Annotated in this window: 26 protein-coding genes and 1 pseudogene; all 27 read right to left on the reverse strand. The window is 39.1% G+C overall.

Annotated features, from left to right (window positions below):
• Positions 1 to 41: 41 nt before the first annotated feature.
• Positions 42 to 1,058, reverse strand: a pseudogene (locus tag ACRX5O_RS05605) (macro domain-containing protein).
• Positions 1,059 to 1,302: 244 nt separating this feature from the next.
• Positions 1,303 to 1,551: a hypothetical protein gene (locus ACRX5O_RS05610; protein ID WP_433905030.1), complete on the reverse strand. Its 249-nt coding sequence runs from the start codon at positions 1,549 to 1,551 to the stop codon at positions 1,303 to 1,305.
• A gap of 284 nt (positions 1,552 to 1,835) precedes the next feature.
• Positions 1,836 to 2,300, reverse strand: a complete 465-nt coding sequence (locus ACRX5O_RS05615) for a DinB family protein (protein ID WP_433905031.1) — start codon at positions 2,298 to 2,300, stop codon at positions 1,836 to 1,838.
• Between the two features lie 466 nt (positions 2,301 to 2,766).
• Complete coding sequence (locus ACRX5O_RS05620; protein ID WP_433905032.1) at positions 2,767 to 4,053, reverse strand: Glu/Leu/Phe/Val family dehydrogenase; 1,287 nt, start codon at positions 4,051 to 4,053, stop codon at positions 2,767 to 2,769.
• A gap of 119 nt (positions 4,054 to 4,172) precedes the next feature.
• Positions 4,173 to 5,675 carry an amino acid permease gene (locus ACRX5O_RS05625; RefSeq protein WP_433905033.1) on the reverse strand — a complete coding sequence of 501 codons (1,503 nt, stop codon included), beginning with the start codon at positions 5,673 to 5,675 and terminating at the stop codon, positions 4,173 to 4,175.
• Between the two features lie 158 nt (positions 5,676 to 5,833).
• Entirely contained in the window at positions 5,834 to 6,112 is a 279-nt protein-coding gene (locus ACRX5O_RS05630) for a YokU family protein (RefSeq protein ID WP_433905034.1), read from the reverse strand.
• Between the two features lie 2 nt (positions 6,113 to 6,114).
• On the reverse strand, positions 6,115 to 7,524 hold the full coding sequence (gene kamA, locus ACRX5O_RS05635) for a lysine 2,3-aminomutase (RefSeq protein ID WP_433905205.1): 1,410 nt from the start codon (positions 7,522 to 7,524) through the stop codon (positions 6,115 to 6,117).
• 73 nt (positions 7,525 to 7,597) lie between these two features.
• Positions 7,598 to 8,077, reverse strand: coding sequence for a GNAT family N-acetyltransferase (locus ACRX5O_RS05640; protein ID WP_433905035.1), 480 nt, complete (start codon positions 8,075 to 8,077; stop codon positions 7,598 to 7,600).
• Positions 8,065 to 9,585, reverse strand: a complete 1,521-nt coding sequence (locus ACRX5O_RS05645) for a M81 family metallopeptidase (RefSeq protein ID WP_433905036.1) — start codon at positions 9,583 to 9,585, stop codon at positions 8,065 to 8,067. The genes ACRX5O_RS05640 and ACRX5O_RS05645 overlap by 13 nt, the downstream gene beginning before the upstream one ends.
• Before the next feature lie 124 nt (positions 9,586 to 9,709).
• On the reverse strand, positions 9,710 to 11,170 hold the full coding sequence (locus ACRX5O_RS05650) for an aldehyde dehydrogenase family protein (RefSeq protein WP_433905037.1): 1,461 nt from the start codon (positions 11,168 to 11,170) through the stop codon (positions 9,710 to 9,712).
• 43 nt (positions 11,171 to 11,213) lie between these two features.
• Positions 11,214 to 12,509, reverse strand: a complete 1,296-nt coding sequence (locus ACRX5O_RS05655) for an aminotransferase class III-fold pyridoxal phosphate-dependent enzyme (RefSeq protein WP_433905038.1) — start codon at positions 12,507 to 12,509, stop codon at positions 11,214 to 11,216.
• Positions 12,493 to 13,878 carry an aminotransferase family protein gene (locus ACRX5O_RS05660; RefSeq protein WP_433905039.1) on the reverse strand — a complete coding sequence of 462 codons (1,386 nt, stop codon included), beginning with the start codon at positions 13,876 to 13,878 and terminating at the stop codon, positions 12,493 to 12,495. The genes ACRX5O_RS05655 and ACRX5O_RS05660 overlap by 17 nt, the downstream gene beginning before the upstream one ends.
• Positions 13,866 to 15,056: a thiolase family protein gene (locus tag ACRX5O_RS05665; RefSeq protein WP_433905040.1), complete on the reverse strand. Its 1,191-nt coding sequence runs from the start codon at positions 15,054 to 15,056 to the stop codon at positions 13,866 to 13,868. Before ACRX5O_RS05665 ends, ACRX5O_RS05660 begins: the two co-directional genes overlap by 13 nt.
• Positions 15,047 to 15,718 carry a 3-oxoacid CoA-transferase subunit B gene (locus ACRX5O_RS05670; RefSeq protein WP_433905041.1) on the reverse strand — a complete coding sequence of 224 codons (672 nt, stop codon included), beginning with the start codon at positions 15,716 to 15,718 and terminating at the stop codon, positions 15,047 to 15,049. Before ACRX5O_RS05670 ends, ACRX5O_RS05665 begins: the two co-directional genes overlap by 10 nt.
• A 1-nt stretch (position 15,719) precedes the next feature.
• The gene (locus tag ACRX5O_RS05675; RefSeq protein ID WP_433905042.1) at positions 15,720 to 16,376 is read right to left on the reverse strand and encodes a CoA transferase subunit A; all 657 of its coding nucleotides are present in this window, start codon (positions 16,374 to 16,376) and stop codon (positions 15,720 to 15,722) included.
• A 186-nt stretch (positions 16,377 to 16,562) separates the two neighbouring features.
• The gene (locus tag ACRX5O_RS05680; protein WP_433905043.1) at positions 16,563 to 16,892 is read right to left on the reverse strand and encodes a DUF3870 domain-containing protein; all 330 of its coding nucleotides are present in this window, start codon (positions 16,890 to 16,892) and stop codon (positions 16,563 to 16,565) included.
• Positions 16,893 to 17,075: 183 nt separating this feature from the next.
• Entirely contained in the window at positions 17,076 to 17,957 is an 882-nt protein-coding gene (gene pdxS / locus ACRX5O_RS05685) for a pyridoxal 5'-phosphate synthase lyase subunit PdxS (protein WP_433905044.1), read from the reverse strand.
• Between the two features lie 462 nt (positions 17,958 to 18,419).
• Complete coding sequence (locus ACRX5O_RS05690; RefSeq protein ID WP_433905045.1) at positions 18,420 to 19,523, reverse strand: 5-methyltetrahydropteroyltriglutamate--homocysteine S-methyltransferase; 1,104 nt, start codon at positions 19,521 to 19,523, stop codon at positions 18,420 to 18,422.
• 431 nt (positions 19,524 to 19,954) lie between these two features.
• Positions 19,955 to 20,344, reverse strand: coding sequence for a CBO0543 family protein (locus tag ACRX5O_RS05695; RefSeq protein WP_433905046.1), 390 nt, complete (start codon positions 20,342 to 20,344; stop codon positions 19,955 to 19,957).
• Between the two features lie 209 nt (positions 20,345 to 20,553).
• The gene (locus ACRX5O_RS05700; RefSeq protein WP_433905047.1) at positions 20,554 to 21,027 is read right to left on the reverse strand and encodes an NUDIX domain-containing protein; all 474 of its coding nucleotides are present in this window, start codon (positions 21,025 to 21,027) and stop codon (positions 20,554 to 20,556) included.
• A gap of 97 nt (positions 21,028 to 21,124) precedes the next feature.
• Entirely contained in the window at positions 21,125 to 21,340 is a 216-nt protein-coding gene (locus ACRX5O_RS05705; RefSeq protein WP_433905048.1) for a hypothetical protein, read from the reverse strand.
• Positions 21,341 to 21,351: 11 nt separating this feature from the next.
• On the reverse strand, positions 21,352 to 21,831 hold the full coding sequence (locus ACRX5O_RS05710; protein ID WP_433905049.1) for a DUF4825 domain-containing protein: 480 nt from the start codon (positions 21,829 to 21,831) through the stop codon (positions 21,352 to 21,354).
• A 253-nt stretch (positions 21,832 to 22,084) separates the two neighbouring features.
• Complete coding sequence (locus ACRX5O_RS05715; RefSeq protein ID WP_433905050.1) at positions 22,085 to 22,906, reverse strand: permease prefix domain 1-containing protein; 822 nt, start codon at positions 22,904 to 22,906, stop codon at positions 22,085 to 22,087.
• Positions 22,907 to 22,908: 2 nt separating this feature from the next.
• Positions 22,909 to 23,244, reverse strand: a complete 336-nt coding sequence (locus ACRX5O_RS05720) for a PadR family transcriptional regulator (protein ID WP_433905051.1) — start codon at positions 23,242 to 23,244, stop codon at positions 22,909 to 22,911.
• A 256-nt stretch (positions 23,245 to 23,500) separates the two neighbouring features.
• A complete protein-coding gene (locus ACRX5O_RS05725; protein WP_433905052.1) occupies positions 23,501 to 24,538 on the reverse strand; it encodes a DUF3231 family protein in 1,038 nt (345 codons plus the stop codon).
• Positions 24,539 to 24,738: 200 nt separating this feature from the next.
• Positions 24,739 to 25,200: a hypothetical protein gene (locus tag ACRX5O_RS05730; RefSeq protein ID WP_433905053.1), complete on the reverse strand. Its 462-nt coding sequence runs from the start codon at positions 25,198 to 25,200 to the stop codon at positions 24,739 to 24,741.
• Between the two features lie 263 nt (positions 25,201 to 25,463).
• Positions 25,464 to 26,258: a DUF2935 domain-containing protein gene (locus tag ACRX5O_RS05735; protein WP_433905054.1), complete on the reverse strand. Its 795-nt coding sequence runs from the start codon at positions 26,256 to 26,258 to the stop codon at positions 25,464 to 25,466.
• Between the last annotated feature and the right edge of the window lie 193 nt (positions 26,259 to 26,451).

Raw genomic sequence — 26,451 nt, forward strand, 5'->3', positions numbered from 1 at the left:
ACCAAGATTATAAAAAGGAATGGTCGCTTCTAAAGCGACATTTATGCCCCTAGTAAAGGTTGATCAAAAGCAAATAGTGCTTCATTGATTTCGTGAATATTATAATTGCCTTGTTGGATAAAAAATTCAATAATTACATCTAATTTACTGCTACGTGACAACGTATATCCGGCCGCAGACAGCAAATCGTTTGTTTCGTGTACATTTAGATATAAAGCAACGGCAAAGGTAAGAGCTGTTTTCTTTGTAGGCGAGTAATCTACTTTATTACGAATTTTTGAAAACAAGCGACGATCCATATTCGCCCTTCTGTAAGTCTCCACATCCGTCATCCCTCTTTCATCAATCAGCCGAAGCAGACGTTCCGAAAATGACTCATCCAGTTCATCTACCAGATGCGCTAGACTATTTTCTATAATAGGCTCATTCTGTTTTTGAAAAAAATCTTCTGGTATTATAGCGTCAGACTCTTGCAAATCTTCCAGGATGAATCGGTCTTGTCGGCGATGAAACGTCAGTTCTACCTCCTCAACATAATGCTCATCAATATATTCATAGATAGAGGAGAAAAGCTTTTGACTTAAACCAAAGGAAGTTTGATCAAACACAACTAAATAAACAAGCATGTAATGATGCAAAAGCAATTGACTAATGGTTGAAACGGCAATTTGTAAGGCCTCTTCTTTCGGCTACCCATAGATCCCCGTCGAAATCAGCGGAAAGGCAATGGATTCACATTGATATTTCTTTGCTAACTTTAGAGAATGTTCATAGGAATTCTTCAGCAGTTCTGATTCTTGAAAAGAACCACCTTTCCAAATGGGCCCTGGTGTATGAATGATATATTTGGCAGGCAAACGAAATCCATCTGTTATGATAGCCTGACCAACCGGACATCTACCTATTTTCTCACATGCATGTGATAGCTCCTTAACACCGGCGGCACGAAAAATCGCCCCACAAAGACCTCCATCCATTTTTAATTCGGTATTCGCAGCATTTACAATCGCATCAACTTTCATCTTTGTCAGATCATTCCGGACAATTTCTAATGGCATGAATATAATCTCCTTCCATTCTAAAAATTTCTCAATTACCCTGTCCCTTATGATTTTCCTTACACTCCATATTTTACTATACTAAAAAAGATGACCTAAATGAGATTCAGGGCATCTATTACATAAATTAATTACTCACCTACCACATGGTATGAGCTTACGTTTTATATAGTTTTAATTTGTGAGTGTTTTCACAATTTGTTTAAAAAAGATACAATAGCTACTTACTAATAAGAAACTTGAATTAATTATATATTTCCTGGAAAAATTCTCTTTGCACTTTCTTGACTACCCCAAAACCTTGATCTTCAACCTTACCAACAATATCCGAAGTAGATAAGGAGTTAGGTTTGAACTCAATAACTATCTTTCCCTTTAGGGAAGACCCTTTAAAGGAAATAACCCCAACTAATCCTTCAACTTCTTTCTTAATGGATGATAAGCTATCTAAACAGCAGATTCCTAGAACATATAAAGTTACTCGATAAAACATTAGACACCATCCTTGAATTATTTGAAAAAGAACTTATTAAGTAAAAAAAAAGCCCTGAAAGAATTACACTTTCTAAGGCATCTACTGTAACATCTGAGGGATGCATTTCTACGAGACCTCTGAGAATAATACGATATACTCAAGTCTGTTTATTGTTTTTTTATTCACACCTAGCTGTTTTTTTACGTGTGGGTTCAAGTTCTAGGCTTTTACCATGTTGTCCCTCCTTTATTTGTTAATAGCTATATTCTATAACTTTCTTTTAATAAAGGATTTGATTAAGATCAAATTTTTACAAATACTTTCTTTATCTTTCTAATCTGCTCAACATGGTTTTGGATATGTTCTATAGAGTGTACTAACAACTCTTTAAAAGTAAATTCTCCTTCTACATTGTGGGTGCCCACACGCAAAAAATCGTCCTCTCCTAATTTATTTAATATTGGGATAAAACTATCAATTATAGCTTTTAACAACGAAAGATACAGCCGATGGTCAAGGGATTGTGTCTGTAATTTACATGTCCATGCATCTTGATCAAAGGCAGTTAGTATTGGATTGTTTTCTGATAAAACGGACTTCATTCGATGAACATGCACTAGTTCAGCATCCGTAACGTGTATGATAATTTCCCTTATACTCCAGCTATTCTCATACGGTTTATATAAAAATTGCTCTTCCGTTAAAACTTCGATTTCCGTAACCATTTTATTGTAACTTTCTTTATACTCATCAATTAAATGTTTCATAATTATAACCCTCCCTTAAAATTTGGAAATGCACTTAGGTTTGTCGTTCTCTAATTACCGAATCAAAACTCTTCTTTTGAAAATAAAGAATCCACCCTTTCTATATTGTTAATTATATCTCAACATGATATTATTTTAAATAACAAAGTATCTTAATACGATATAAACAAGGAGTGGTTTATATGTGGGAACTATTGTATCCTACTAGTATCTCAGGAATTATATTATTCTTGATCGGTTCATTTTTGACTGTTAATTCTTACATCGACAATTTCAGGTCCAAACATAGATAATATGAACTAAATACCCTATCCGATATAGTTTTAGAGGATTATACCTTTATCCTATAAAAAACGAACACCCGCCAAAAGGTGTTCGTTTTAATCTTATCACCAGATCTCTTTAGAAATATCTACAATATATTTCATCTTCGCCCATTGCTCTTCCTCGGTTAACCTTAAAGAATTTATACCCAGCCTCTAAACCTTGATGCTTCAGACATTTTGCGAACACCTACCATATAAGCGGCTAAACGCATGTTAATATTCCGTCGTTCGGATGTTTCATATACATGATTAAACGATTGGACGAGCACCTTACGAAGTTTTTCATTAACTTCTTCTTCACTCCAATAGTAGCCCTGGTTGTTTTGAACCCATTCAAAATAGGAAACAGTTACCCCTCCTGAACTCGCTAAAACATCCGGCACTAACAGAATTCCCCTATCAGAAAGTATTTTAGTCCCGTCTAGGGTTGTTGGGCCGTTAGCTGCCTCGACAACAATCGAAGCTTTGATATTATGTGCATTAGCTGCGGTAATCTGGTTGGAAATTGCAGCTGGAACTAGAATGTCACAGTCAAGCTCGAGTAACTCTTCATTTGTAATCTTGTTATCAAACAATGTTGTTACCGTTCCAAAGCTATCTCTACTTTCTAATAAGTAATCAATATCCAACCCCTCTGGTGCATATAGTGCACCATAAGCATCAGATATCCCGATGACCTTTGCTCCGGCATCATGCATAAATTTTGCTAAAAAGCTCCCTGCATTACCAAACCCTTGAACGACCACCCGAGCTCCTTTGATGGCAATTCCACGTTTTTCTGCAGCTTCCTCTATGCATATGACCACTCCTTGTGCAGTAGCTTTTTCACGGCCATGCGAGCCGCCAAGTACAAGCGGTTTCCCTGTTATAAATCCAGGAGAATCGTATTCACAAAGCCTGCTGTATTCATCCATCATCCACGCCATAATTTGTGAATTAGTATAAACATCTGGAGCAGGTATATCCTTTGTAGGTCCTACAATTTGGCTGATTGCCCGAACATAAGCCCTGCTTAGCCGCTCTAGTTCTCCCATTGACATCGTTCTTGGGTCGCAAATAATACCGCCTTTACCGCCCCCATAGGGTAGGTCGACGATGCCGCATTTTAAACTCATCCACATCGACAATGCCTTAACTTCGTCCTCGTCCACTTCTGGATGAAAACGAACTCCACCTTTAGTCGGTCCAACAGCATCATTATGCTGAGCGCGATATCCAGTGAATATTTTAGTCGAACCGTCATCCATTCTAACAGGCATACGAACAGTGAGCATTCTCAATGGTTCTTTTAATAATTGGTACATCTCATCCGTATAACCTAATTTATCTAAGGCTTCTTTTATCACAATCTGCGTTGATCTTAAAAGGTTCAAAGACTCATCTGACTTTTGTTCTGTATAGATCTCTTTTACCCCTACTTCTCCCATATGGCACCCCTACTATGATAGTTGGAAATCTAAGACAACATTTTTTGAATTCGTTCAATCGGCCAATATAAATCCTCTTGGCTAATAATGAGTGGCCTGCGAAACGAATCACGGTCTCTCTATTTAGATGACATCTCTTCAAAAGAACATTCCTTTAGTGGAACGACCTTCGTTTTATGAACGAGTTTAAACCCGAGCCATAAAGCCAAAAAGATCGGTAAACCAATATAGGATACGACTACTCCATACCAATCAATTTCGCTAGTTAAAAAAGATTGATAATTTTGGCCGAGAATGACAAAGATACACATCGCAAAAGCGAGAATTGGACCAAACGGGAACCATTTCGCTTTAAATTTCAAATCACTCATGTCCCTGCCCTGGGCCATATATGCTTTTCTAAAACGATAGTGGCTGACTGCAATTCCAAGCCAAGCAATAAATCCAGTTAAACCGGACGCATTTAATAACCATGTATACACTTGATCTCCAAAAATAGAAGTTAAAAAGGCCAAGCCTCCGATAATCGTCGTGGTGACAAGGGCATTCATCGGAATCCCGCGATCATTTACATTTTGTAGAAATTTTGGTGCCTGACCGTCCTTTGCCATAGACCAAAGCATGCGTGTCGATGCATATAAACCGGAAGTCCCCGCTGATAAAACCGAGGTCAAAATAACCGCATTCATCACAGATGCCGCGAATGCAATGCCCACTTTCTCAAATACAAGGGTAAAAGGGCTGACAGCAATGTTGTCGACATCCCTTCCTAACAGGTCAGGACTTGTATAAGGAATGATTAGACCAATGACAGCAATGGCGACGATATAAAATAGTAGAATTCGCCAAAATACTTGTCGAATCGCCTTTGGTACGTTTTTCTCCGGCTCTTCACTTTCACCTGCAGCAATCCCCACGAGTTCCGTTCCTTGAAATGAAAAACCTGCGATGAAAAAAATGCTTAAAACGGACAAAAGGCCGCCATTAACAGGAGCATTTCCTACAGTAAAATTTTTAAACCCGATGTACTGTCCGCCCAGAATACCGAAAATGGTGAGCAAACCAACTCCAATGAAAACGATGATGGTCACTACTTTTATTAAGGAAAACCAATACTCGGATTCTCCGTAACTTTTAACCGACAATGCATTCAATAAAAAGATTAGACCTAAAAACAGTGTACTCCACACGATGCTCGGTACATCCGGAAACCAGAACTTCATAATAATAGCTGATGCAACTATTTCAACCGCAAGTGTAATAGCCCAGTTGAACCAATAGTTCCAACCGAGCGCAAAACCAAATGCCGGGTCGACAAAGCGGCTGCCATATGTTGAAAAGGACCCCGAAACCGGCATTAATGTAGCCATTTCGCCGAGACTTGTCATCAAAAAGTAGACCATGATGCCGATAGCTCCATAAGCTATTAGCGCACCACCAGGTCCAGCTGTTTGAATGGACGCCCCTGTCGCTAAAAATATCCCTGTACCGATTGACCCTCCAATAGCGATCATCATCATGTGACGTGCCTTTAGTTTTCGTTTAACATGCTCTTTACTTCCTTTTCTATTCTGAATATTCCGATTATTTATTTCGTTTTTATAGCTATTGAGTGATCCCATTCTTGTCCTCCCGACTCCCGTCTTTACTTAACATTGTGAGAAAACTACAAAACTATTTCATATTCCCTTCAAATTTATATTGAATTTGAAGGGAATACCTTGACCATAAAATAAAATTCAACTAACACTTTATAATGGAAACGGATACATTCCGCTGTTTATTTTGAAAAATCAAAGTAGTTTCGCTTCAATAAGCGTGGAGCGGCCATAAGTGTTTCATACTTCATACTTTTTTCGAGCTTTGAGCAATCAATTAAAAATAGATGATCCTCAATTTCTTTCACCGTATGATCCGTTTGATAGGTCATACCGCATTCCAAGCAATGAATGGATGGTGTATCTTGTATTTCGATCGCATTTGTTCCATCTGGAAGTTCCCAATACACTGTGTTGCTCGTTTCACTTGCTGTGTCAGATTCGCACCATTGACAAATCAAAATTATTCCTCCTTTGCTCCCACTGTTTCATATTTCCTCATTTGCGATTGGAATTTTTTCTCTTTTAACTCGTCTCGTTTGTCACGTTTATCTTTTAATGAACTATGCTCAGTATTTTCGTTATACGTTTTGCGGCGATCTAAACGTTTTAATCCTTCAGGTGTAAGGTTGAATTTTGTATCATCAATAATGGATAGAACACCATTACTTTCAAACTTTTCAAACACTTCAGGATATACCTTTTTGTAGTAATCCTCTGCACTGCCTGACTGATAATTTGTTGGTTCTGGATAAGATGTAATGACACCTTCAAAGTTACGTAATACGACTTTATTAGAACTTTGAGAAATGATATAGTTCGGCTGCAATGGAATTTTGCCTCCTCCACCCGGGGCATCAACAATAAATGTCGGAACGGCATATCCGGATGTATGACCGCGAAGTCCTTCCATAATTTCCAATCCTTTGCTGATTGGTGCACGGAAATGACCAATCCCTTCTGATAAATCACATTGGTAAATATAATATGGACGAACTCTAATTTTAACAAGGTCATGCATAAGTTGTTTCATGATCGGTACACTGTCGTTAATGCCTGCCAAAATAACAGACTGATTACCAACAGGTACACCAACATTTGCAAGCATTTCACATGCACGCTTCGATTCTTCCGTAATTTCAATAGATGTATTGAAATGTGTATTCAACCAAACTGGATGATACTTTTTCAAGATATTACAAAGATTTTCGGTAATACGCTGTGGGAATACGACTGGTGCTCTTGTACCAATACGAATAATTTCTACATGCGGAATCTCCCGTAAATTCTTTAAAATATATTCTAAAATATTGTCATTAATAAGGAGCCCGTCTCCTCCGGAAATTAGCACATCTCGAATTTCTGGGTTAGATGCGATATAATTAATCGCTGTGTCTAGCTGTTTCTTTGGTACACCCATACCGATTTGTCCAGAGAAGCGCCTTCTTGTACAATAACGGCAGTACATGGAGCATTGGTTTGTTACTAGGAACAACACGCGATCCGGATAACGATGTGTTAACCCAGGTACTGGTGAGTCTTCATCTTCGTGAAGGGGATCTTCTAAATCATATCTTGTTTTATTCAATTCCGCAGAAATCGGAACAGACTGCATTCGTACCGGACATCTTGAATCATCAGGATCCATAAGCGATGCATAATATGGCGTGATGTTTAGTGGGATTGTTTTTGTTGAGATTATAACCCCTTCTTCTTCTTCTGGTGTTAAGTTAACTACTTTCTTTAAGTCTTCTAAATTTTTGATAGTATTCGTCAACTGCCAAACCCAATCGTTCCATTGATCCTCTGTAACATCCTTCCAGAGCTCGATTTCTTTCCAATGTCTTTTTGGTTTGAATAAAGTGTTTCTCATCATAAACTCCTCCTAAAATTAGCCTATTTTTTATTGACCATTTTTGATGATTTCTCCTCTGTTTGTTACTATATTAAGAAATGAGGTATTCCATATAATAGCGATTTTCCCCTTCGCCAAATTCATCTAATCTTGTCTCTTTTATGACAAACCCTAAATTTTCATATAACTTGACGGCTGCCTTGTTTTTAGTACTGACCGTTAAGCAAACCTTACGAAACCCATCTTGCTTTAGAATCGGATAAATTTCCTGTAAAAATAATTTCCCGATTCCTTTCCCTTGCTGGTCGGAGCGAACATAAAACCCGAAAATGTAGGCTTTATGGATATCATTGTAAGCTCTCATCACTTCGCAAATCGCAATCGGCTTTGGATCATTTTGCTGCCGGTATTGAATGAGTTTCCCGTAGCGTGTAAGCGGGACAAGCGCTTGTTCATCTACTGCTCCTAATCCCGGAAACGCATCTTGCTCAAGCTCCATCATTATCTTGAGCTGATCTGGATTCAATGAAGCTGGTACTTCGACATAATAGGTTTTGTTCAATGTTTCCATTTTTCTTTCCTCCTCAGTTCCACTTCATATTGGATATCATCCAGCGGCCAAATCGGCTTAGGGATGTAACGATACATAAAAGTTGTTAAACGATTAGAGGCAACACCAGGTGCATCCACATAAATGATCCGGCCAACAATCGGCTCAAACGCTGCCCGAAAATGATTTTTAGCCTTTAACCCAAGAATTCTCTTTGTCGAAGGCTCAAGGCCAATATGACGAAACATTTCCGGATCATTTGCTGACATCGGCCTTCCAATGAGGAGGATATCCATCTTGCCAACGCGAATGTGAGCCGCCCCCTTTAAATCGACTCTTAAATGCTGATTGAACGGCCCAGAATTGTGAAATACACCGTCTGATAGAGCCACTACCGTTGCTTCGACCTGTACGGACTCCCCAAATTCAGGCGATACTTTACCTCCTAGGGACAACATTACCTTATTTCCGGCTCCCTTCTTGTGGCAAGCCTCAATGGATTCTGGATCGTAGAGTCCTCCAAAAAGCGTGTCGGGAATGTTCATCTTGACCATCTCCCGAAGCAGCTCTGTTGTATCGCCGCTCCCGCAGCTTAGAGGATTATCCGCAATGTCCGCCAGCACGACTGGTTTATCATCTTCAATCGACATCGCCAAATGAATCCCTTCTTTTACACCGGGCAAATCCATGATAAATTCTTCTCTTACACTCCAGAACAAGGAAGCCATCTTTTGGGCAGTCTCTTTTCCTTTTTGCGGATCGAGCGAAACAACAAGTACACTTGCACCGACCATCGGAATATCCGAGTAAGGAAAGCCACCAAATACGGACACATTATGAATTCCTTCTTCCTCTTCGGCTTGTTTCGCCCACTCTATCATTTTGTGCATCGGCCCTACTGCCGTTCTCATATTGATAGAGGGCGGCATCATCGGCAATTTTTCAAAGGATGCGTAATAAGTGACCTCTTCTTTTAATTGCTTTAATAAAGCGATTGCCGCATTCATACCTTGTTCATACATATCAATATGGGGGTATGTTTTAAATCCAAAATGAAGCGGTGTGTAATCAATCATTTTTCCACTTAAATTGGCGTGCATGTCCAGTGTTGTCGCAATCGGGACATTCGGTCCGATAAGCCCGCGAATTTTTCCCAGTAAATACTCTTCGGGATCAAGGAGGTGCTCCACGACCATCGCTCCATGCAATGCAAGCAATAATCCGTCCAGCCGTCCAGCCTCACGAATTGACTGGAGCATTTGCTCTTCGATGATGGAATACGCTTCTGTTGATACTACGCCCGATGGGACCGCTGCCGCACAAAGCAGCGGTACGATTTCTACATCCCTTTCTTGTTTCAATACATCCAAAAACCCGCCCACTTCCGTTTTGGTACCCATATAGGCATCATAAATTTCATCGCCGATAAAGTAGCCTTCATTACGAAACTGTTCGATTTCAGTTTTCATCGGGCTGAAACTGTGGGACTCATGGTAAAAGAATGCAATACCGATACGATATTTTTTCATGTGCTCCCCCTTCGTAATAGACCGTATTGTATAAACTTTGATATGCTGCAAATAAATGGGATAGGCTGACCGCCTATTGAGTTTTCATAGAACTTTTGACATACCTATTAGACATTGGCGTTCATCAATAGTTCGTATAGATGGACTTCCACTCTGTCATGACATCGAATGCATGATGGGAAACTTCACGGTGACCATTTCCGGACATTTTCATTCCCCCAAACGCCACACCCATCTCAGCATTAGACGTTCCGTTATTAATATAGACAAGTCCGCTTACCGCTTCCTTTGCAGCACGGTTCGCATAATGAAGGCTCTCTGTATAAATAGAAGTAGATAGCCCATAAATCGTTCCGTTATTTACCTCCATGGCTTCCTCATATGAATCAACTTCAATGATGGCAAGAACCGGACCAAATATTTCTTCCTGCGCGATCGTATCTTTCGGTTTCACATTCTCAATGATTGTCGGCTCATAATAATAGCCACCCAATTCTTTCACACGCTGCCCACCTGACACCATTTTTCCGCCTTCTTCAATCGCTGTTTTTACATATTTCTCGACGGTATGAAGCTGGTCTTCATTTACGAGAGGGCCCACTTGTATCCCTTCTTCAAGTCCATTTCCTATTTTCATAGACTGTGTTAGGTCTACTACTTTTTGTACGAGCAGTTCCTTTACTGGGTGTTCGACAATTACTCGGCTTGCGGCTGTACAGCGCTGACCAGTTGTCGTAAAAGCTGATTTTACGATTCCGTCTGCTGCTTTGTCCAAGTCCGCATCCTTCAAGACGATCACTGCATTTTTCCCACCCAATTCCAATGAAATACGTTTCAACGTTTTACTGCCCATTTCAGCCAGCTTTTGTCCGACTTCTGTTGAGCCCGTAAATGAAATAACTTTAACATCTGAATGCTCTGCGAGTGTTTGACCGACTGTTCTTCCTGAACCGGTAATTAAGTTCACAACCCCTGCTGGCAACCCGACTTCATCTAACACTTCGACAAAAATCTTTGCCGATAGCGCAACCTCTGAAGCAGGCTTCCATACGACGGAATTACCAGCAATCAGGGCTGAAAAGATTTTGTAGGAAGCAAGTGCAACTGGGAAGTTCCAGGGGGTAATGCACGTCACAACACCGAGAGGTTCACGGACCATTCTTACGTTCCGGTCTGGGAAGCCCGCAGGGACCGTTTCGCCAAAGAGGCGTCGTCCCTCGCCTGCCATATATTGAGCAGTCGCAATGACCACTCCAACTTCGCCTAAAGACTCAGTCAGCACTTTTCCCATCTCCATTGTCATGACACTAGCAAGTTCCTGTTTTCGTATTTCAAACAATTGGGCAGCTTTCGTTAAATAAGCCGCTCGTTCTGGAATGGGGATGTTCTTCCATTGTAAATACGCTTCATTCGCTTTTGTAACAGCCTCATCCACTTGCTCCTTTGTGGCGGCCGCACATATGCCGACAAGTTCTCCCGTTGCCGGATTTAAGCTTTCAAAGTAGGACTGATCGGGGGCACTTACCCATTTTCCATTTATATAAAGATCTCCCTGAAGAATATCTGTTTTGATTTGACTAGACATAAACCTGACCTCCTTTTTCGTGGTATTCCAAGGAACCTGAAAATTAGTTTCCTGAAATGGTTTCTGTTATCACATCTTCTAAAATCGATAATCCGCTATCAAGCACATCTTCTTGAATATTAAGAGGCAGCATTAATCGGATCGTTTGCCCTATTACACCGCAGTTCATAATGAGTAAGCCATTTTCCAGAGCTTTCGATTTGATTTTCGGTACAAACAAAGCAGCAGATTGCGAATCGAATTCAATACCGATCATCATGCCGACTCCTCGGACTTCAACAATGCCCGGTAAATGTCCTAGCGAGTTATGAAGTCTGCCGACAATCTTGGCACCGAGTTTAGCACTTCGTTCTACTAACTTCTCTTCCTCAATGACCTCAATGTTTGCCAATGCCGCAGCACAAGAAACTGGATTTCCTCCAAATGTCGAACCATGACCGGCTGTCGGCCATTTTTCATGAAGCTCACGACTTGCAACAATCGCGCCAAGAGGCATGCCGCCTGAAAGGGCTTTTGCCAGTACTAAAATATCAGGAGTCACATTCGCATGCTCTGCCGCGAACATTTTGCCTGTACGGCCAAATCCTGTTTGTACTTCGTCAAAGATAAGCAAAATGCCGTGTTCCTCTGAAATCTTTCTTAATTCCTGCAAAAAGCTTGGCGGTGCAGGATAATAGCCGCCTTCACCCATTACAGGTTCAATGATGATGGCCGCTACACGTGAAGGATCGACGCGTAAATCGAACAATTTTTGTAGCTGATTCAAGCAATACTCTTCAGCTTCTTCTTCCCTAATGTTTTTCAGCTGGCTGGGATACGGATATGGAACGTGATATACCTCGCCTAAAATCGGTTCATAATATCGACGGTATTTAGAGCTTGATGCCGTAATGGCTGTTGCTCCTAATGTACGGCCATGAAACGATCCTTCAAAAGCAATGATGGCGGGTCTGCCTGTGGCCGCCTTTGCTAGTTTAATAGCACCGTCAATAGCTTCAGCTCCCGAATTTGAGAAAAAGACAGTGTCTAGATTTCCTGGCGTGATATTTGCAAGCTTTTCCGCCAAATTCGCTGCCGTTTCATAATAACCATAGTTCAATCCAAGATGAATCAATGCTTCAGCTTGCTTTTTAATGGCCTCAACCATTTTTCTGTTTGTATGCCCGACTGCGTTGACAGCTACTCCTGAAACGAAATCGATATACTCTTTACCATCTGTCGTCCAAAATTTGGCGCCATGCGCTTTTTCAATGACAAGCTCCGTTACCCTTGTCATAACCGGTGATAAATGTTTTTGTGCTTTTTCTTTAATCTCATCTGTTTTATTTTGCAATTTCATAAATCTCATCCTTTCTTAATTGATCTTTGAATATCATGAATGCTTCATCTAAAATTCTCACAATCTCATCAATTTCTGTTCTGGTAACATTTAAAGGAGGGCTGATGATGAGGTGCTCTCCCTTTGTACCGTCAACTGCACCGGATCCGGGATAAAAAACCGCACCGAGTTCCATCGCAATACCATTCAATCTTTCAGCAGCTTTTTCAGACGGTTCGAACAGCTGATCCTGCCTAGAATCCTTCACAAGCTCCATACCGATCAAAAGCCCTCTGCCTCGAACATCAGAAATATAAGAATGTTTTTGCTTCAGCTTCATAAGACATTTGACAAGGTAGGGACCTTGTTTTTTGACGTTTTCCAGCACCATATCTCGCTCATATACGTCTAATGCAGCAATACCGGCTGCAACAGACACAGGATGCCCACTATATGTGTAACCGTGAATGAATTTCCCGTCGCTGTTTTGAATGAGCCCATCGATTAACCGATCATGAACGATCATTCCGGCGAGCGGAGCATATCCCGCTGAAACCCCTTTTCCGAATGTGATTATATCAGGCTCAATTCCAATCTGTTCTGCCGCGAAGTTGGTACCAGTACGGCCGAATCCAGTCATCACTTCATCGATAATTAGGACGATTTCGTAACGATCACACAGCTCTCGAACTTTCTCAAAATACCCCGGCGGCGGTGGAACAGCACCTTGCTGGCTTCCGACAATCGGTTCGGCAATAAATGCCGACACGTTCTCAGGACCAAGCTCTAAAATAGTTCTTTCAATATCCGCTACACACGTCCAGTTTTGGTTAGAGAGACAATCATCTTTTTGGCGATCGTATGGACATCGGTGGCAGTACGGCGAATAAACATGGGCATAGTTTAAAAGATTAGGAGTGTATGCATGTCTTCTTTTAACGTCTCCTCCTGCGGATAAAGAACCGATGGTGTTACCGTGATACGACTGCCATCGCCCGATGACAATGTGCTTTTGAGGTCTGCCGCCATCCCTATGATATTGCCTCGCCAACTTCAAAGCACTTTCATTTGCTTCTGAGCCACCGGTTGTAAAATACACTTTATTTAAATGGTCTGGAGCCATTTTGCCGATTGTTTCTGCCAGTTCATGCAACGCTTTTGTCTCGAAGCGCATGGTATGAACGAAAGCTGCTTTTTTTGCTTGTTCTGCCATTGCCTCTCCTATAGAAGTAATTCCATGTCCCAAGTTGGCTGCAACCGCTCCCGAGCAAGCATCCAAATATTTTTTCCCGTTCTCATCTATGAGATAGACTCCTACACCGTGAGTAATAATCGGGTACTCCTTTTTTAAATCACGATGAAACACGAAGTCTTTTTTTACTCCATCCATCTTTCCACCACCATTGCCAATCCTAATCCCCCCGCTACACAAATCGTCGCAAGGCCGTATTGCCGCTTTTGTTTTTCAAGCTCATGACATAATGTGGTGACGATTCTTGCACCGGAGCACCCAAGTGGATGACCTAAGGCAATCGCCCCTCCGTTAACATTCACGTTATTCCCATTCAGACCCCATTCTTTTAAACAAGCAATACTTTGAGCAGCGAATGCTTCATTTAATTCAATCAAATCGATATCTTCTAAGCGAAGACCTGCCTTTTTTAACGCGATTTGTGATGCAGGAACCGGACCGATTCCCATTTCTTTTGGTGATACACCCGTTGCAGCAAAGGAACGAATCCTTGCCATCGGGACCACTCCAAGTTGTTTCGCTTTTTCTTCCGACATCAACAACAGCATCGAGGCTCCATCATTTCTGCCGGATGAGTTTCCGGCTGTTACCGTACCATCCTTTTGAAACACAGAACTTAATGCTCCTAACTTTTCAATGTCCGTTAATCTTGGGTACTCATCTATCGCAAAATGTCTGATCCCCTTTTTTCCTTCCTTTACCGGAACAGGAATGATTTCTTCCTCAAAATGGCCCATTTCAATGGCACGTTTCGCTTTCTGCTGACTCGTGAAGGAAAATTCGTCTTGTTCACGTCGGCTAATGTTATATTTTTCAGCCAGCCACTCAGCTGTTTGCCCCATCGTGAAACGCCCATATATCTCCTCCGGCTGGGATTTTGGCTGACTCTCCGTATTTGAATCATACAGCGTCATATTTCCCATCTTAAGACCAAATCGAATATCAACCGTATAATGAGGGGCTTGTGACATGCTTTCGACACCACCGGCTAAAACGACGTTCGCCTGACCAGTCAAAATGGACATGGCCCCATTAATGACGGCCTGCAAACCCGAACCGCACTGACGATGGACTGTGTAAGCAGGAATCGATTCTGGAAAATGGGCCTGTAATGCCGCGACTCTTGCAATATTCGGAGCATGCGCACTCTGCTTTGTTTGGCCGACGATGACTTCATCGACAATATTGCTACCGTAACCAGAAGCGGAGAGGTTATTTTTCATGATGAGAGATACGAGCTCTTCCGGGCGCGTATCAGCCAGTGATCCGCCTAGGTTTCCGATAGGTGTTCGAAATGCATTTACGATTACAACCACTGTGCAGTCACCTCTTTGCCAATATTGAAAGATTCTGCAATACGGAACGGGGCGTCCGTTTTCTGTTGAACTTCTTCAAGGGAAACTCCAGGGGACAGCTCAATAAGATGAAGTCCATCTTCCTTTACAGCGAATACCGCCAAATCGGTAATAATTAAATCCACTTTTCGTTCCGATGTGATCGGATAGGTTAATTCCTTAACGATTTTTGACTCTCCCTGATTAGACGTATGCAGCGTTGTTACGATTATCTTTTTGGAGCCTTCCAATAAATCCATCGCGCCGCCTACACCAAGAACACTTTTTCCTGGTACGGCCCAGTTGGCGATCCGCCCCATTGCATCGATTTGCAGTACACCTAGAATCGAAACGCTTACATGTCCTCCGCGAATCATCGCAAAAGAGGATGCGCTATCAAAAAAGGATGACCCTTCCAAAACGGTGACAGGCAGTTTCCCTGCATTAACAAGATTTTGGTCAATATGCTCTGGATCAGGGCTAGGACCTACTCCAAGGATGCCGTTTTCCGAGTGTAAAAAAACTTGAACATCTGATGGAATGTAATCAGCCACCAGTGTTGGAATCCCTATACCTAAATTGACGATATCTCCATGCTTTAATTCCTTCGCCGCTCTTGCAGCAATGTATTGTTTCACGTTCAAGCTAGTTCCCGCCCTTCACAACGATAAAATCAACGTATAAATGAGGGGTTACAATTTCTTCAGAAGAAATTTGGCCTACCTCCACAATCTCATCCACCTCTGCAATAACCACATCGGCAGCTGTTGCCATCATCGGATTGAAGTTTCTTGCCGATTGGTTGTATATGAGATTTCCTAATTGATCCGCTTTTTTCGCTTTAATTAAAGCAACATTCGCTTTAAGTGGCTCTTGGAACACATATTTTTTACCGTTAAGGGTACGCTCTTCTTTGTTTTCGGCGATTTTTGTTCCTACGCTGACTGGTGTATAAAATCCTCCTAGTCCCGCACCACCCGCTCGAATAGCTTCAGACATCGTTCCTTGAGGGAGAAGCTCCACTTCCATCTCCTTATCCTGATAGGCTTTAACCACCTCCGGGTTGCTTGTAAAATAAGAACCTATCGCTTTTTTTACTTGTTTTTGCCGTACTAAAACTCCAAGACCTCTACCTGGTTCACCAAGGTTATTACTAATAATCTCTAAGTCTTTCACTTCCGACTGTGCCAAAGCGGCTATTAAACTAAGCGGACTTCCTACAAGTCCAAATCCACCTACCATAATTCGGGAGCCGTTTTTAACCTTTTTTACAGCTTCTTCACATGTAATCAACTTGCTCATCTTTTTCCCCTTCCTCCCTTCGACTTTTGTGGGTTTAACATTTGGGAAATATAAAAAACCGAGCCAACATAAATCCTCTATAAAGAATGTCGTTACAACGAACATTCCTTACACAGAGTTCATGTCTGCCCGGTTTTAATAAGACCATGGGAAGAGGTCATCTTCCCACTTTATTATAACCAAACGTTATATATTCATTTGCTTCACGTTATCCCAGTAACGTTGAACTGCAGCTTGAAGAGCCACAATGATCGCTTGCTGGGATGGAGCAAAATAAAAGCCTTGAATTCGTTTAATCAGGTGCTCAACACCGTCTTGAAGACAGTAGCCTATCAGCAGTTTTTGAAAATAATTTTTCGTTAGTTCTGTTACGAATGTGAATTCAGCTCCGACGATCTTATGATCTTTAAGATCCACTTCTAGTACAATTCCTGCATGCTTATACATTTCATACATGGAAGTTCCCTGTGGAGCTTTTGCATATCCTGTAACAATCACTGTTTCCAGTGTTTGCATGCCCTAAACCACCTTTCAAAAACCAACGGATCATTTTCTTTTTCTAACACGAGTATATAAGTCAGAAAAATGAATGTCAATGCAAATATTTTAAATTTTCAAAAATGTAAAAGCGTTTTCATTAATAAGTAATTGGACATAGTATGTCATGCTAGTATCCAACCTTAAGCATAGAAAACTCCCTTACCAACCACGATCCTGCATACGTGCTTCAGGAGACAGAGTTGAAATTTCAATACCTTTCATTGCAACTCCAAGATTTTTTGAAATCTCTGCAATTAGTTTATAATCCTGGTAGTGGGTGGTTGCTTCAACGATTGCTCTAGCGAATTTTGCTGGGTTATCAGATTTGAAGATTCCTGAACCAACAAATACTCCATCGGCACCTAATTGCATCATAAGTGCAGCATCAGTAGGCGTTGCTACTCCACCAGCTGCAAAGTTTACGACAGGTAGTCGTCCAAGACGCTTAATTTCTAGAAGAAGTTCATATGGAGCTCCAAGTAGCTTAGCCTCTGTCATCAATTCATCTTCACTCATTGTAGCGACTTTACGTACTTGTGCATTCACCTTACGGATATGACGAACAGCTTCTACAATATTACCAGTTCCCGGCTCTCCTTTTGTACGAAGCATGGATGCACCTTCACCTATACGGCGTGCTGCTTCGCCAAGATCTCGGCAACCACAAACAAAAGGAACCGTGTAAGCATTTTTATTAAGATGGTATTCTTCATCTGCTGGTGTTAAAACTTCACTCTCATCAATATAATCAACGCCCATTGCTTCAAGAACTCGGGCTTCTACGATATGTCCGATACGTGCTTTTGCCATAACTGGAATGGAAACCGCATTCATAACTTCTTCAGTAATACGTGGATCTGCCATTCTTGCTACTCCGCCAGCTGCACGGATATCAGAAGGAACGCGCTCTAATGCCATTACGGCTACCGCTCCTGCTTCCTCTGCTATTTTTGCTTGCTCAGCATTCACAACATCCATAATGACGCCGCCCTTTTGCATTTCAGCCATGCCTCTTTTTACACGATCCGTACCTGTTTTCATTGTTAAGCCCCTCCTTAAAAGTATACGCTTTCATTTCTCTCCAAAAAATAGTAATAAAATTTACAAAACGAAAGCCTTCACATTTGGAAGATAACCGTTAAAGGTAACTTTACAGACATTTTGAAATTTTTACTATTTAACATATAGACATGCAATTTCTGTGCCAATATTAAAAACGCTTATTTGTGAACTTTTTGCGAACAAATTATGCCAAATTTTTTGGCACTAACCTTATTTTTTTCTGCACTTAACTGCAAAAAATCTTTCTAATTCGGTGGACACATTTAATAGATAAAATGAAGAGGCTCCAGTTCTACTAGTTATGCCATGCCCTATCAATCAACTCTAGCTGCCAGTCTCTGGATTTATGTTCCTAGCTGTTTAGCAGCAGTTTTTCTTGTTCAGTACTAGGATAATTTATCAAAAAACGCGAACACCCGTATAAAGGTGTTCGCTTACATCTTATCCCCAGATCTCTTTAGAAATATCTACAATATATTTCAACTTCGCCCATTGCTCTTCCTCAGTTAAAATATTTCCGTGATGCGTAGAAGCAAATCCGCATTGAGGACTGATACATAATTGCTCAAGTGGCACATATTTTGATGCCTCTTCGACACGCGCTTTAATATTTTCCTTATCTTCTAATTCCCCATGTTTTGATGTGAATACACCTAATACGACCTGTGGTCCACCATTTTGTATGTATTCCAATGGACCGAAATCACCAGAACGATCGTCATCATATTCTAAGAAAAATCCATTGACTTTTTCTTTGGCAAATAGTGTTGGAGCAATTTTCGCGTAACTACCTTCAAATGCCCATTTAGACCGGTAGTTCCCACGGCAAAGGTGAGTGGTTACAATGAGATCTTCCGGTTTATCTTCCAATACTCCATTTATCACACGAAGAGCTAAATCAATTAATTCTTCACGGGAATACCCACTATCATTAAATGGAATGTTCGGTGCATTTAGACCAGCAATGTATACATCATCTAGTTGTAAGTAACGGCAGCCTGCCTCATAAAACGCTTTGATGGCGTCACGGTAGGCTTGAATAATATCATTTGTATATTCTTCAAGGTCTGGATAAATGTCTAGATTCCGAATACCCGCATTAAATAATTGGTTTGGACTTGGGATTGTTTGTTTGGCTACCGCACGGTCCCCAACGATTTCTTTAAATTCGATAAATTCTTTGATATGTGGGTGATCTTGGTTAAATGAGATTTTCCCGGTCACACGCACATCGTATCTTTCCGTTTCCTCCCCTTTAAAGGCAAAACCATGATCTGGAACGTAGCCCTCAACTCCATGTAAATGTTCGAGAAAATCGGTATGCCAAAATCTACGACGAAATTCACCATCAGTCACAGCTTGTAGTCCGACTTCGATTTGCTTGTCAACGATGTTTTTAATTTCTTTCGTTTCAATCGCGTGTAGTTCTTGTGCAGTAAGATGCCCTGCTTGGAAATCCCTTCTTGCCTGATGTATTCTCTCTGGTCGTAATAAACTACCTACATGATCTGCTCGAAATGGTGCTTTAACTAGTGTTTTTGTCATAATCGATCTCCCTCTTTCTTTTAAATACTCTTACTCTTCTGATCTAAGGTAAGTGTAGCATAGGAAAATCATTATAACGTAACACTATATTTCTATCTCTTGTTATAACTTTTAGCTATAACTGACGTGATTTTTTAATGGGGTTTGTTGTAAATGATCGTTTAGTTCACTATTTCTGCTAATTTCTGGAAATCACATGTACGCTAGGACAAACAATAATACCTATTGTTTTACTACCCTCGGTACAAACTAAATTTTGAAGTTTTCTTCAAATAGATAAATAGGTCTGTAATCCATTTTGAAATAAGAGCGACAACAGCATATCCTACAAACAGAATAAAGAAATTTTCTTTCTTACCAAAATGGAATAGACCAATTCCCACCAAAAGTGGTTTTAATATAAACGCTAAAGTAAGGCATAGGGCTGTTCCTCATATGTAATAATTTTTCCCTGTATTTAATGTATACTGATAAAACATCATGTAGATTACTGGTACTAATGAAGCATCAAATGTCAAACTTGCTGGAATGAAAGGGTGAAGTTTATATGGATATATCCATTGCCCATAATTCGTTCCTATTAAATCCGTATAGGTAAAAAATACATGGACGCTATATCCATAAAATCCAATCTGAAATATTTTTCTTCGGTCAATAAATAAGATGACTAAGATCAAAGGGATGATAAACAAAGCGAGGACAACCCAAAATTGCCATGTAACAAAATGAGAATAAGTCTCCCAATATTCTATCCATCTAGTGTTTTGTTTTATCTCGGCTTTCATGATTTTATCAAGCAAATCTAATTGTTCACTTTTCACCAATGCACCGTCCTTTTTAATTATTATTTTGAATAGCACTAGATTTATACTCTATCTAGGAGGGAAGTATAAATATATCTAATTAGACCTCCTTTTGTACAAAATTAAATTCATCCACAAGCTTTAGATATCCTTTTCTTACATCACAGGAATGCTGCCACTTTAGTCCAAAAAAAAGGCTGCATTAAGCAGCCGTAAGTACAAATAGATCAAACGTATTCTTCTAAACAATGCTCTTCAATTAGGTCTATATTTCTTTTACTTTCAATGTAGTTAATTATATGTTCTCTGATGTTTGGATACAAAATAACATTCTTTAAATCAGTTAGCTTAACCCATCTTACACCAGTCTGATTTGGGTCAGGGGTAATCGGAAATCTCGGACTTGAACCTTCTTTTATTTTACATTCAAACATTAGGCCTACTGAGTGCGTTTCTCCATACCTATTAGAGTTGAGGTGTGGTGCATACTCATAAACAAATGCTAATGGACCAACTTCTACATCAATTGACGCTTCTTCCTGTGCTTCTCTTCGAACAGCCTCCATAATCGTTTCGTTCGGTTCAACTCCACCTGCTGGTAAATTATAGTGCAGACCGTTTTCGTCATTAAATTCAATTAAGAGAACCGAACCATCTTGTATTATTACTGCACCTGCTCTAACTCTAATGTGATAAGACAATATTACTCTCCCACCTTTCACAGATCTTCATAATTTCTTCAACAAACCTTCAATATTCAAAAAGGCATTCCCTTCTTAAAGGATTGCCCGATAGTTTTTAAAATTCACTAATATCAATCATTACACTCTTCAATAGGTCAATAGACTTTATCGGTTCTTCATCAAGCTCTAAACTGTGATTTCCCCCATTAACTACTTTTAATAAAAGATTAGGATTATTTTTTAATCTTTCAAAGCGTTCCACAATGAAACAACTATCTTTATCTCCAATAATACAAAGTCCCTTATGATCACTATTTTCATTATGAATCACCATATTCTCACCTACTCAAATAATTGATTTAAACTACTTTCATCTTCTAAGTATTTTTGTGTTAGGTCTATTAGCATATCGTCGTTTTGGATTTCACTAAATTTTATTCCAGACGCTTCCTGTAGATCTTCTTTGGTAATGGTATATTCGCGACTATCAAAAATAAACGTTATCCAATCCACATTCTGAACTAATGTAAATAAATATATGGAATTGTAAATCGCTGTTTCTTTGTGCTTTTGTTCTGTATCTAACCATTGATATTTCAATATTACTCCATATGGTTCTTCATTTGTTTTAAGTTCAAAACCTCTTAAGTGTTCTCCCCCCTGTAATTGATTAACGATGTTTCCTACTGCGCTGTTATCACCTACATACGAACCTTTGAAATTAAATATATCATTATTTGTTTTATTTGAATTACATCCACTTAAGAAAAGCACTATCAGTAATGAAAAGATAAAGTATTTAATCATTTGCTTATGTCTCAATTTGTATCCACCTCTTATCAATTTGTAGATTACCGGTAAGAACGTTCATTACAGGAATGCTGCTCCTACTGTTTAATAGTAAATTCTAACATAAAAAGGCATCGATCCTTCTTCCCTGGAAGTAAAGGTTAGATTCGAAACGTACAGACAAATAAGAACGGACGGAGGAATAAAAGCTCCTATGAAATTTAAAAGTTGCAACACTTCCAACTATCGATCTAAAAAAAAACGAACTTGTTAACAACAAGCTCGTTTATACTTCAATTTCTTTAGTTCTTTTTCCCACCAAATAATAAGCTAAATAACCAACCCAATTGAAAAAGGCAAATACAAGAATCCAACCGATATTTATTCTTTTTTTATGGTAAGCATTGATCGTTGCCCAAATGGTAAACAAAGTCCAATACGTTGCCATTCCAGCAAACAATATAATAGTCAACAAACTACTAATATGTCTTGTTTCCATATTGACATACCATTCCGAATCTCCGTTTCCATAAGGAAAAAAATTAGCTTGAAGCCAATTAGGATTCCACACTTTTTGTTCATATCTGTATTCTGGCTTCGCATCTCTTACAAAATCAAATACCAAATTGGGGTTATCAACATTGCTTATATTATACATTTCAACCTTCGAGATTTGGTCAGTACCTTTTATTAAACGATTTATTTCTATTTTCATTTCTTCGGAAATATGATTTCTATTATGTAAAATATCTAAAATCTGTGTGGCTACAATAGAGTTTTCATTAGCATTTTCTTCTTCAATTGACCATACAACCCCAAATGCAGTTGCAGTGAATAATAGTACAACTATTGCAAGATAAAGTACCCATTTAGCAAATGTTCTTTGTGCCTGAAACAGTTGGGATACAACCGAACGCATCTCTTGTTCTCCACCGAAACGCTCAATGGCAAGTTCAATCGCTTGTTGTTCCGATTTTCCTTGTGATTTCAATTCGTGTACAGCTTCCAAAAGGTGACTCTTCATTTCTGCTTTTAATTCCTGAATTTCGTTTCTGTTTCCACCAACATTTTGATAAACCGAATTTACAAATGCTTCTATCTGTTTCATATTTAATCTCCCCCTTCTACAAATGAATCAATGATTTTTTTAACAAAGCGCCATTCCGAACGCTTTTCTTCAAAGCCCTCCATTCCTAAAGGCAACAATTTATAATATTTTCTTCTTCCCCCTGGCCCTTGTTCATCACCCCAGTATGAAGAAATCCACTTGTTTTTTTCTAATCGTTTTAATGATAAGTACAGTGTACCTTCTTTTAATTCAAATTGTTCTTCGCTTTTTTCACGAACAAATTTCGCTAACTCATATCCGTACATGTCCCTTTTATGTAAAAGTGACAAGATCAACGTATCAATATGACCTTTTAGCACTTCTTTATTCACTTCCAAATTTGTCCACCTCTCTTATAATATTTATATAACACATTACTCTATAATACAAGGTATTACTTAAAAAAATATATAGTTTCTTCTTTGACTATACTACCTTTTTGGTCAATAGAAAAACATCCCTTATAAAGGAATGTCCTCTTTAACTTAGTACAATAATGTACAATTTATATTTGGTAATCAAAAATCGATTGGCTTGTATAAACCATCGATACTAATAAATGAACTAACATCATACATACAAATTGGATGATCATTAAGTTCGTTCATAGGCTTTTGGAGGTGATTCAAACCATCCTTTTTCGATTAGGATATTCGCCCCATCATCAACAAATAATCCAATATTAATAAGTGTCCTTGCGTATAAAGCAGAAATATCCCTTCTACCATTTACCGAAAGTGAATTCCCAAACGCTCTTATCTTCATGGAAAACATGTTCACTTTATGAAACAACATGATTTTATCTGAAAAAGGTGGATAGGTAGACGTTGTAACTAAATGGTCTATAAATGAAGGCGTTGGTAGGTTTTCGATATGAAGTTTTTCTATATATTGCTTTACGGACTTATCTGTCATATCTAAACCTCTTTTAAACAATGCCTTTATCTTTTCATCTTTTACTGTCTGATAAAATCCCAATAATAAGGCCTTACTCGTAATGTTATTCTCAATATTATCGTAAAGATGAGTAATTTCTAATGCATGCAACGATCGAACATCTCCCAAAAAACCATTTAGGTAATTTTCATTTCTAATATAACCCGACCCTTCAGGTGTAGGAATAATGGGAGGTTTTGCAATTAATTTCTTTTCCATCAAAACATTATTTATCTGTCCCAAAAAGATCGTTGTGCATTGATTGCAATATACAAAAAATGCTCTTATATCTTCCCTCATAGCTAATGGGATGGCTACAGCGTAAATACTAAGCCCTGCTTTAGCAGCATACTTCAAATAATGAACATAAAATGTATCATCAAACAAGCGTGGGGCACCGACATTTACATCATCTTTAGTGAATCCTATAGGTATGGGGAAATTATCTTTGTTAAAAAATACTTCTATCTTCTGTATAAAATCTTGACATAAAGCTATACCATTTTCCAATAGTGTCTTAGTATATTCCTCTTCACAATGGTGAATAAAATATCTGAGAATTTGAATAGACATGCTACTTCCAGTATAAGTAGCCCAAAGTTTCCCCATTTCTACGGAGCTTAAAGGTTGAGTTTCATCCAACTCATCTGTACTTAAATTGATTGGTTTTATAATATCCATTGGGTTTAGTTCCATAAACAATCCCCTTAATACACGTTTTTGTTTAGGATGTGCATTAAAATTTACTTTTATACTATTACTTGCTAGTTAGAAGAATAGGGCAAATGAGAATGACGGGGTATTTTTTATTAAGGCTAAAGACATAGCCACCAACTATCTCCGTCTTACCTCAGGAGTTAGATTTTCTTATATTTACGTTAAAAAAATAGCAACCGTTAACGAAGAGGCAAAGTCAACCTATTTAAAATACCTTTTAAAACCAGTCCAGTAAGAACTCCTGGAATCACACACAACATGGGGAACCATACGGGACCAAGGTTCACTCCAAATAATTTTACTTTAGCAGAAAGCATAAGACCTACTGTGACAAAGTATGCAGAAAAAGCAAATGGGAGGAAAGAATATTTCTCTGTCCCACCACCTGCACATTTATAAGCATCCCACATAGCAAAAAAATAGACACATGGATAAAACATAAGCCAGCCATACTCAGTATACTCAAATGCTCTTTCTATTTCTCCATTAAAACTAAAGTAGATTAGTTCATTGAAATTCCCTTGGACATTTATCATAACTTCTAAGATTATAAATACGATTCCTTTAACATAATGACCATTTAATAGCTGACCAAATCCAGGGAGTGCAATACTCCAGATTAATTTTTCAATCGGATTCACATCTTTCTATCCCTTTAATCGTTCTAGTTAATCCATTCTAAGTTACCAAAGAATGATATTCCTTCAGTCGTTCTTCTTTTATTTTCTCCTGAATAAGCTGTTTTTATTTATAACGAACAATTGCTACATGGATAAAAACGAAACCTTATGTAAAATAAACAAAAAGCATCCCTTTTTAAAGGAATGCCCTATTCTTTAAGTGCATTTATGGTTGGTATTTAGGAAACCCTTTTTGAATTCTACCTTGTTTTGGCTGAGCGAATTTATTGCTTGGGTCCAGTTAGATGTGCCTCGAATAAATCTATAATCTCCAAAAATCTTTCAGCTTCTCTAAATGTATGATCAGCGAGAAGTGGATGAATATTACTCTTAATACGGCAGGCCTCTATTAAGTCTCTTGCTGTTTTCTTAAAATCTCTTAATGAAGTGACGGAAACTTTGTTTTGATCTAAGAATTGATCCAAAATAGGAACTGTTTCAGACTGTGGGCGCATAGAGTCTAAATCAACTGCCTGGAATACCAATTGATCAAAATCATGGCTAAACTCATTAGCTTGTTCTACTAGTTTTCTTTCGGAAGGATCTAAAAGATGTCCGATAAATTTGGCATGGTCAGCCATTATTTTCAAAAAGAATAGATTTTCTTGGATAATCGTATCAGGTTGGGGGGCAAGTTTTCCTTGGTTAAGTTCTTTAAGTCTGTTTGCAAAATAAGCAGCTTCTCTACTCACATGGTCCACCAATAATGGAAAGTTATTTGTCCTTATTTCACAGCGTAAAGTTAACCCTAATACTTTTCTCTTGTAACTCCAAATGGCAACTGCTGCCTGATAAACCTCATTGTTAAAAGCTTGAATTTGACGTACATCCGTGTTTACAGTAAACCTTGCCAACTTTTCCTCAATTCGTTCAAAAAGAGTAATAAATTGTTGAGCTTCTGCTATCAATTGTTGCTGTTCATAAGTAAATCCCAGACTTAAAAACAAAGCATGTTCCTTCATGATCCTTGACCAAAACTGTATTTCGTCCAACGACCTAACCACAATTGGATTCGCCACTGTACCCACCCCTTATACAGACTTCACCCAATAATATGTTTGTGTATTTGTCCTTATTCTAGTTAGTAAAACTCACTACTTGTACTATTTTCCCTTACATGATAATTTAAAAATCGAGTAGAAGGGAGCCTTTCTACCATGCGGTTTACCATTTTCTATCTTGTGTATCATACCTTCCTCCATGTATCCACCT

It is taken from the genome of Robertmurraya mesotrionivorans (assembly GCF_050971805.1).
Classification (GTDB): Bacteria; Bacillota; Bacilli; order Bacillales; family Cytobacillaceae; genus Robertmurraya_A.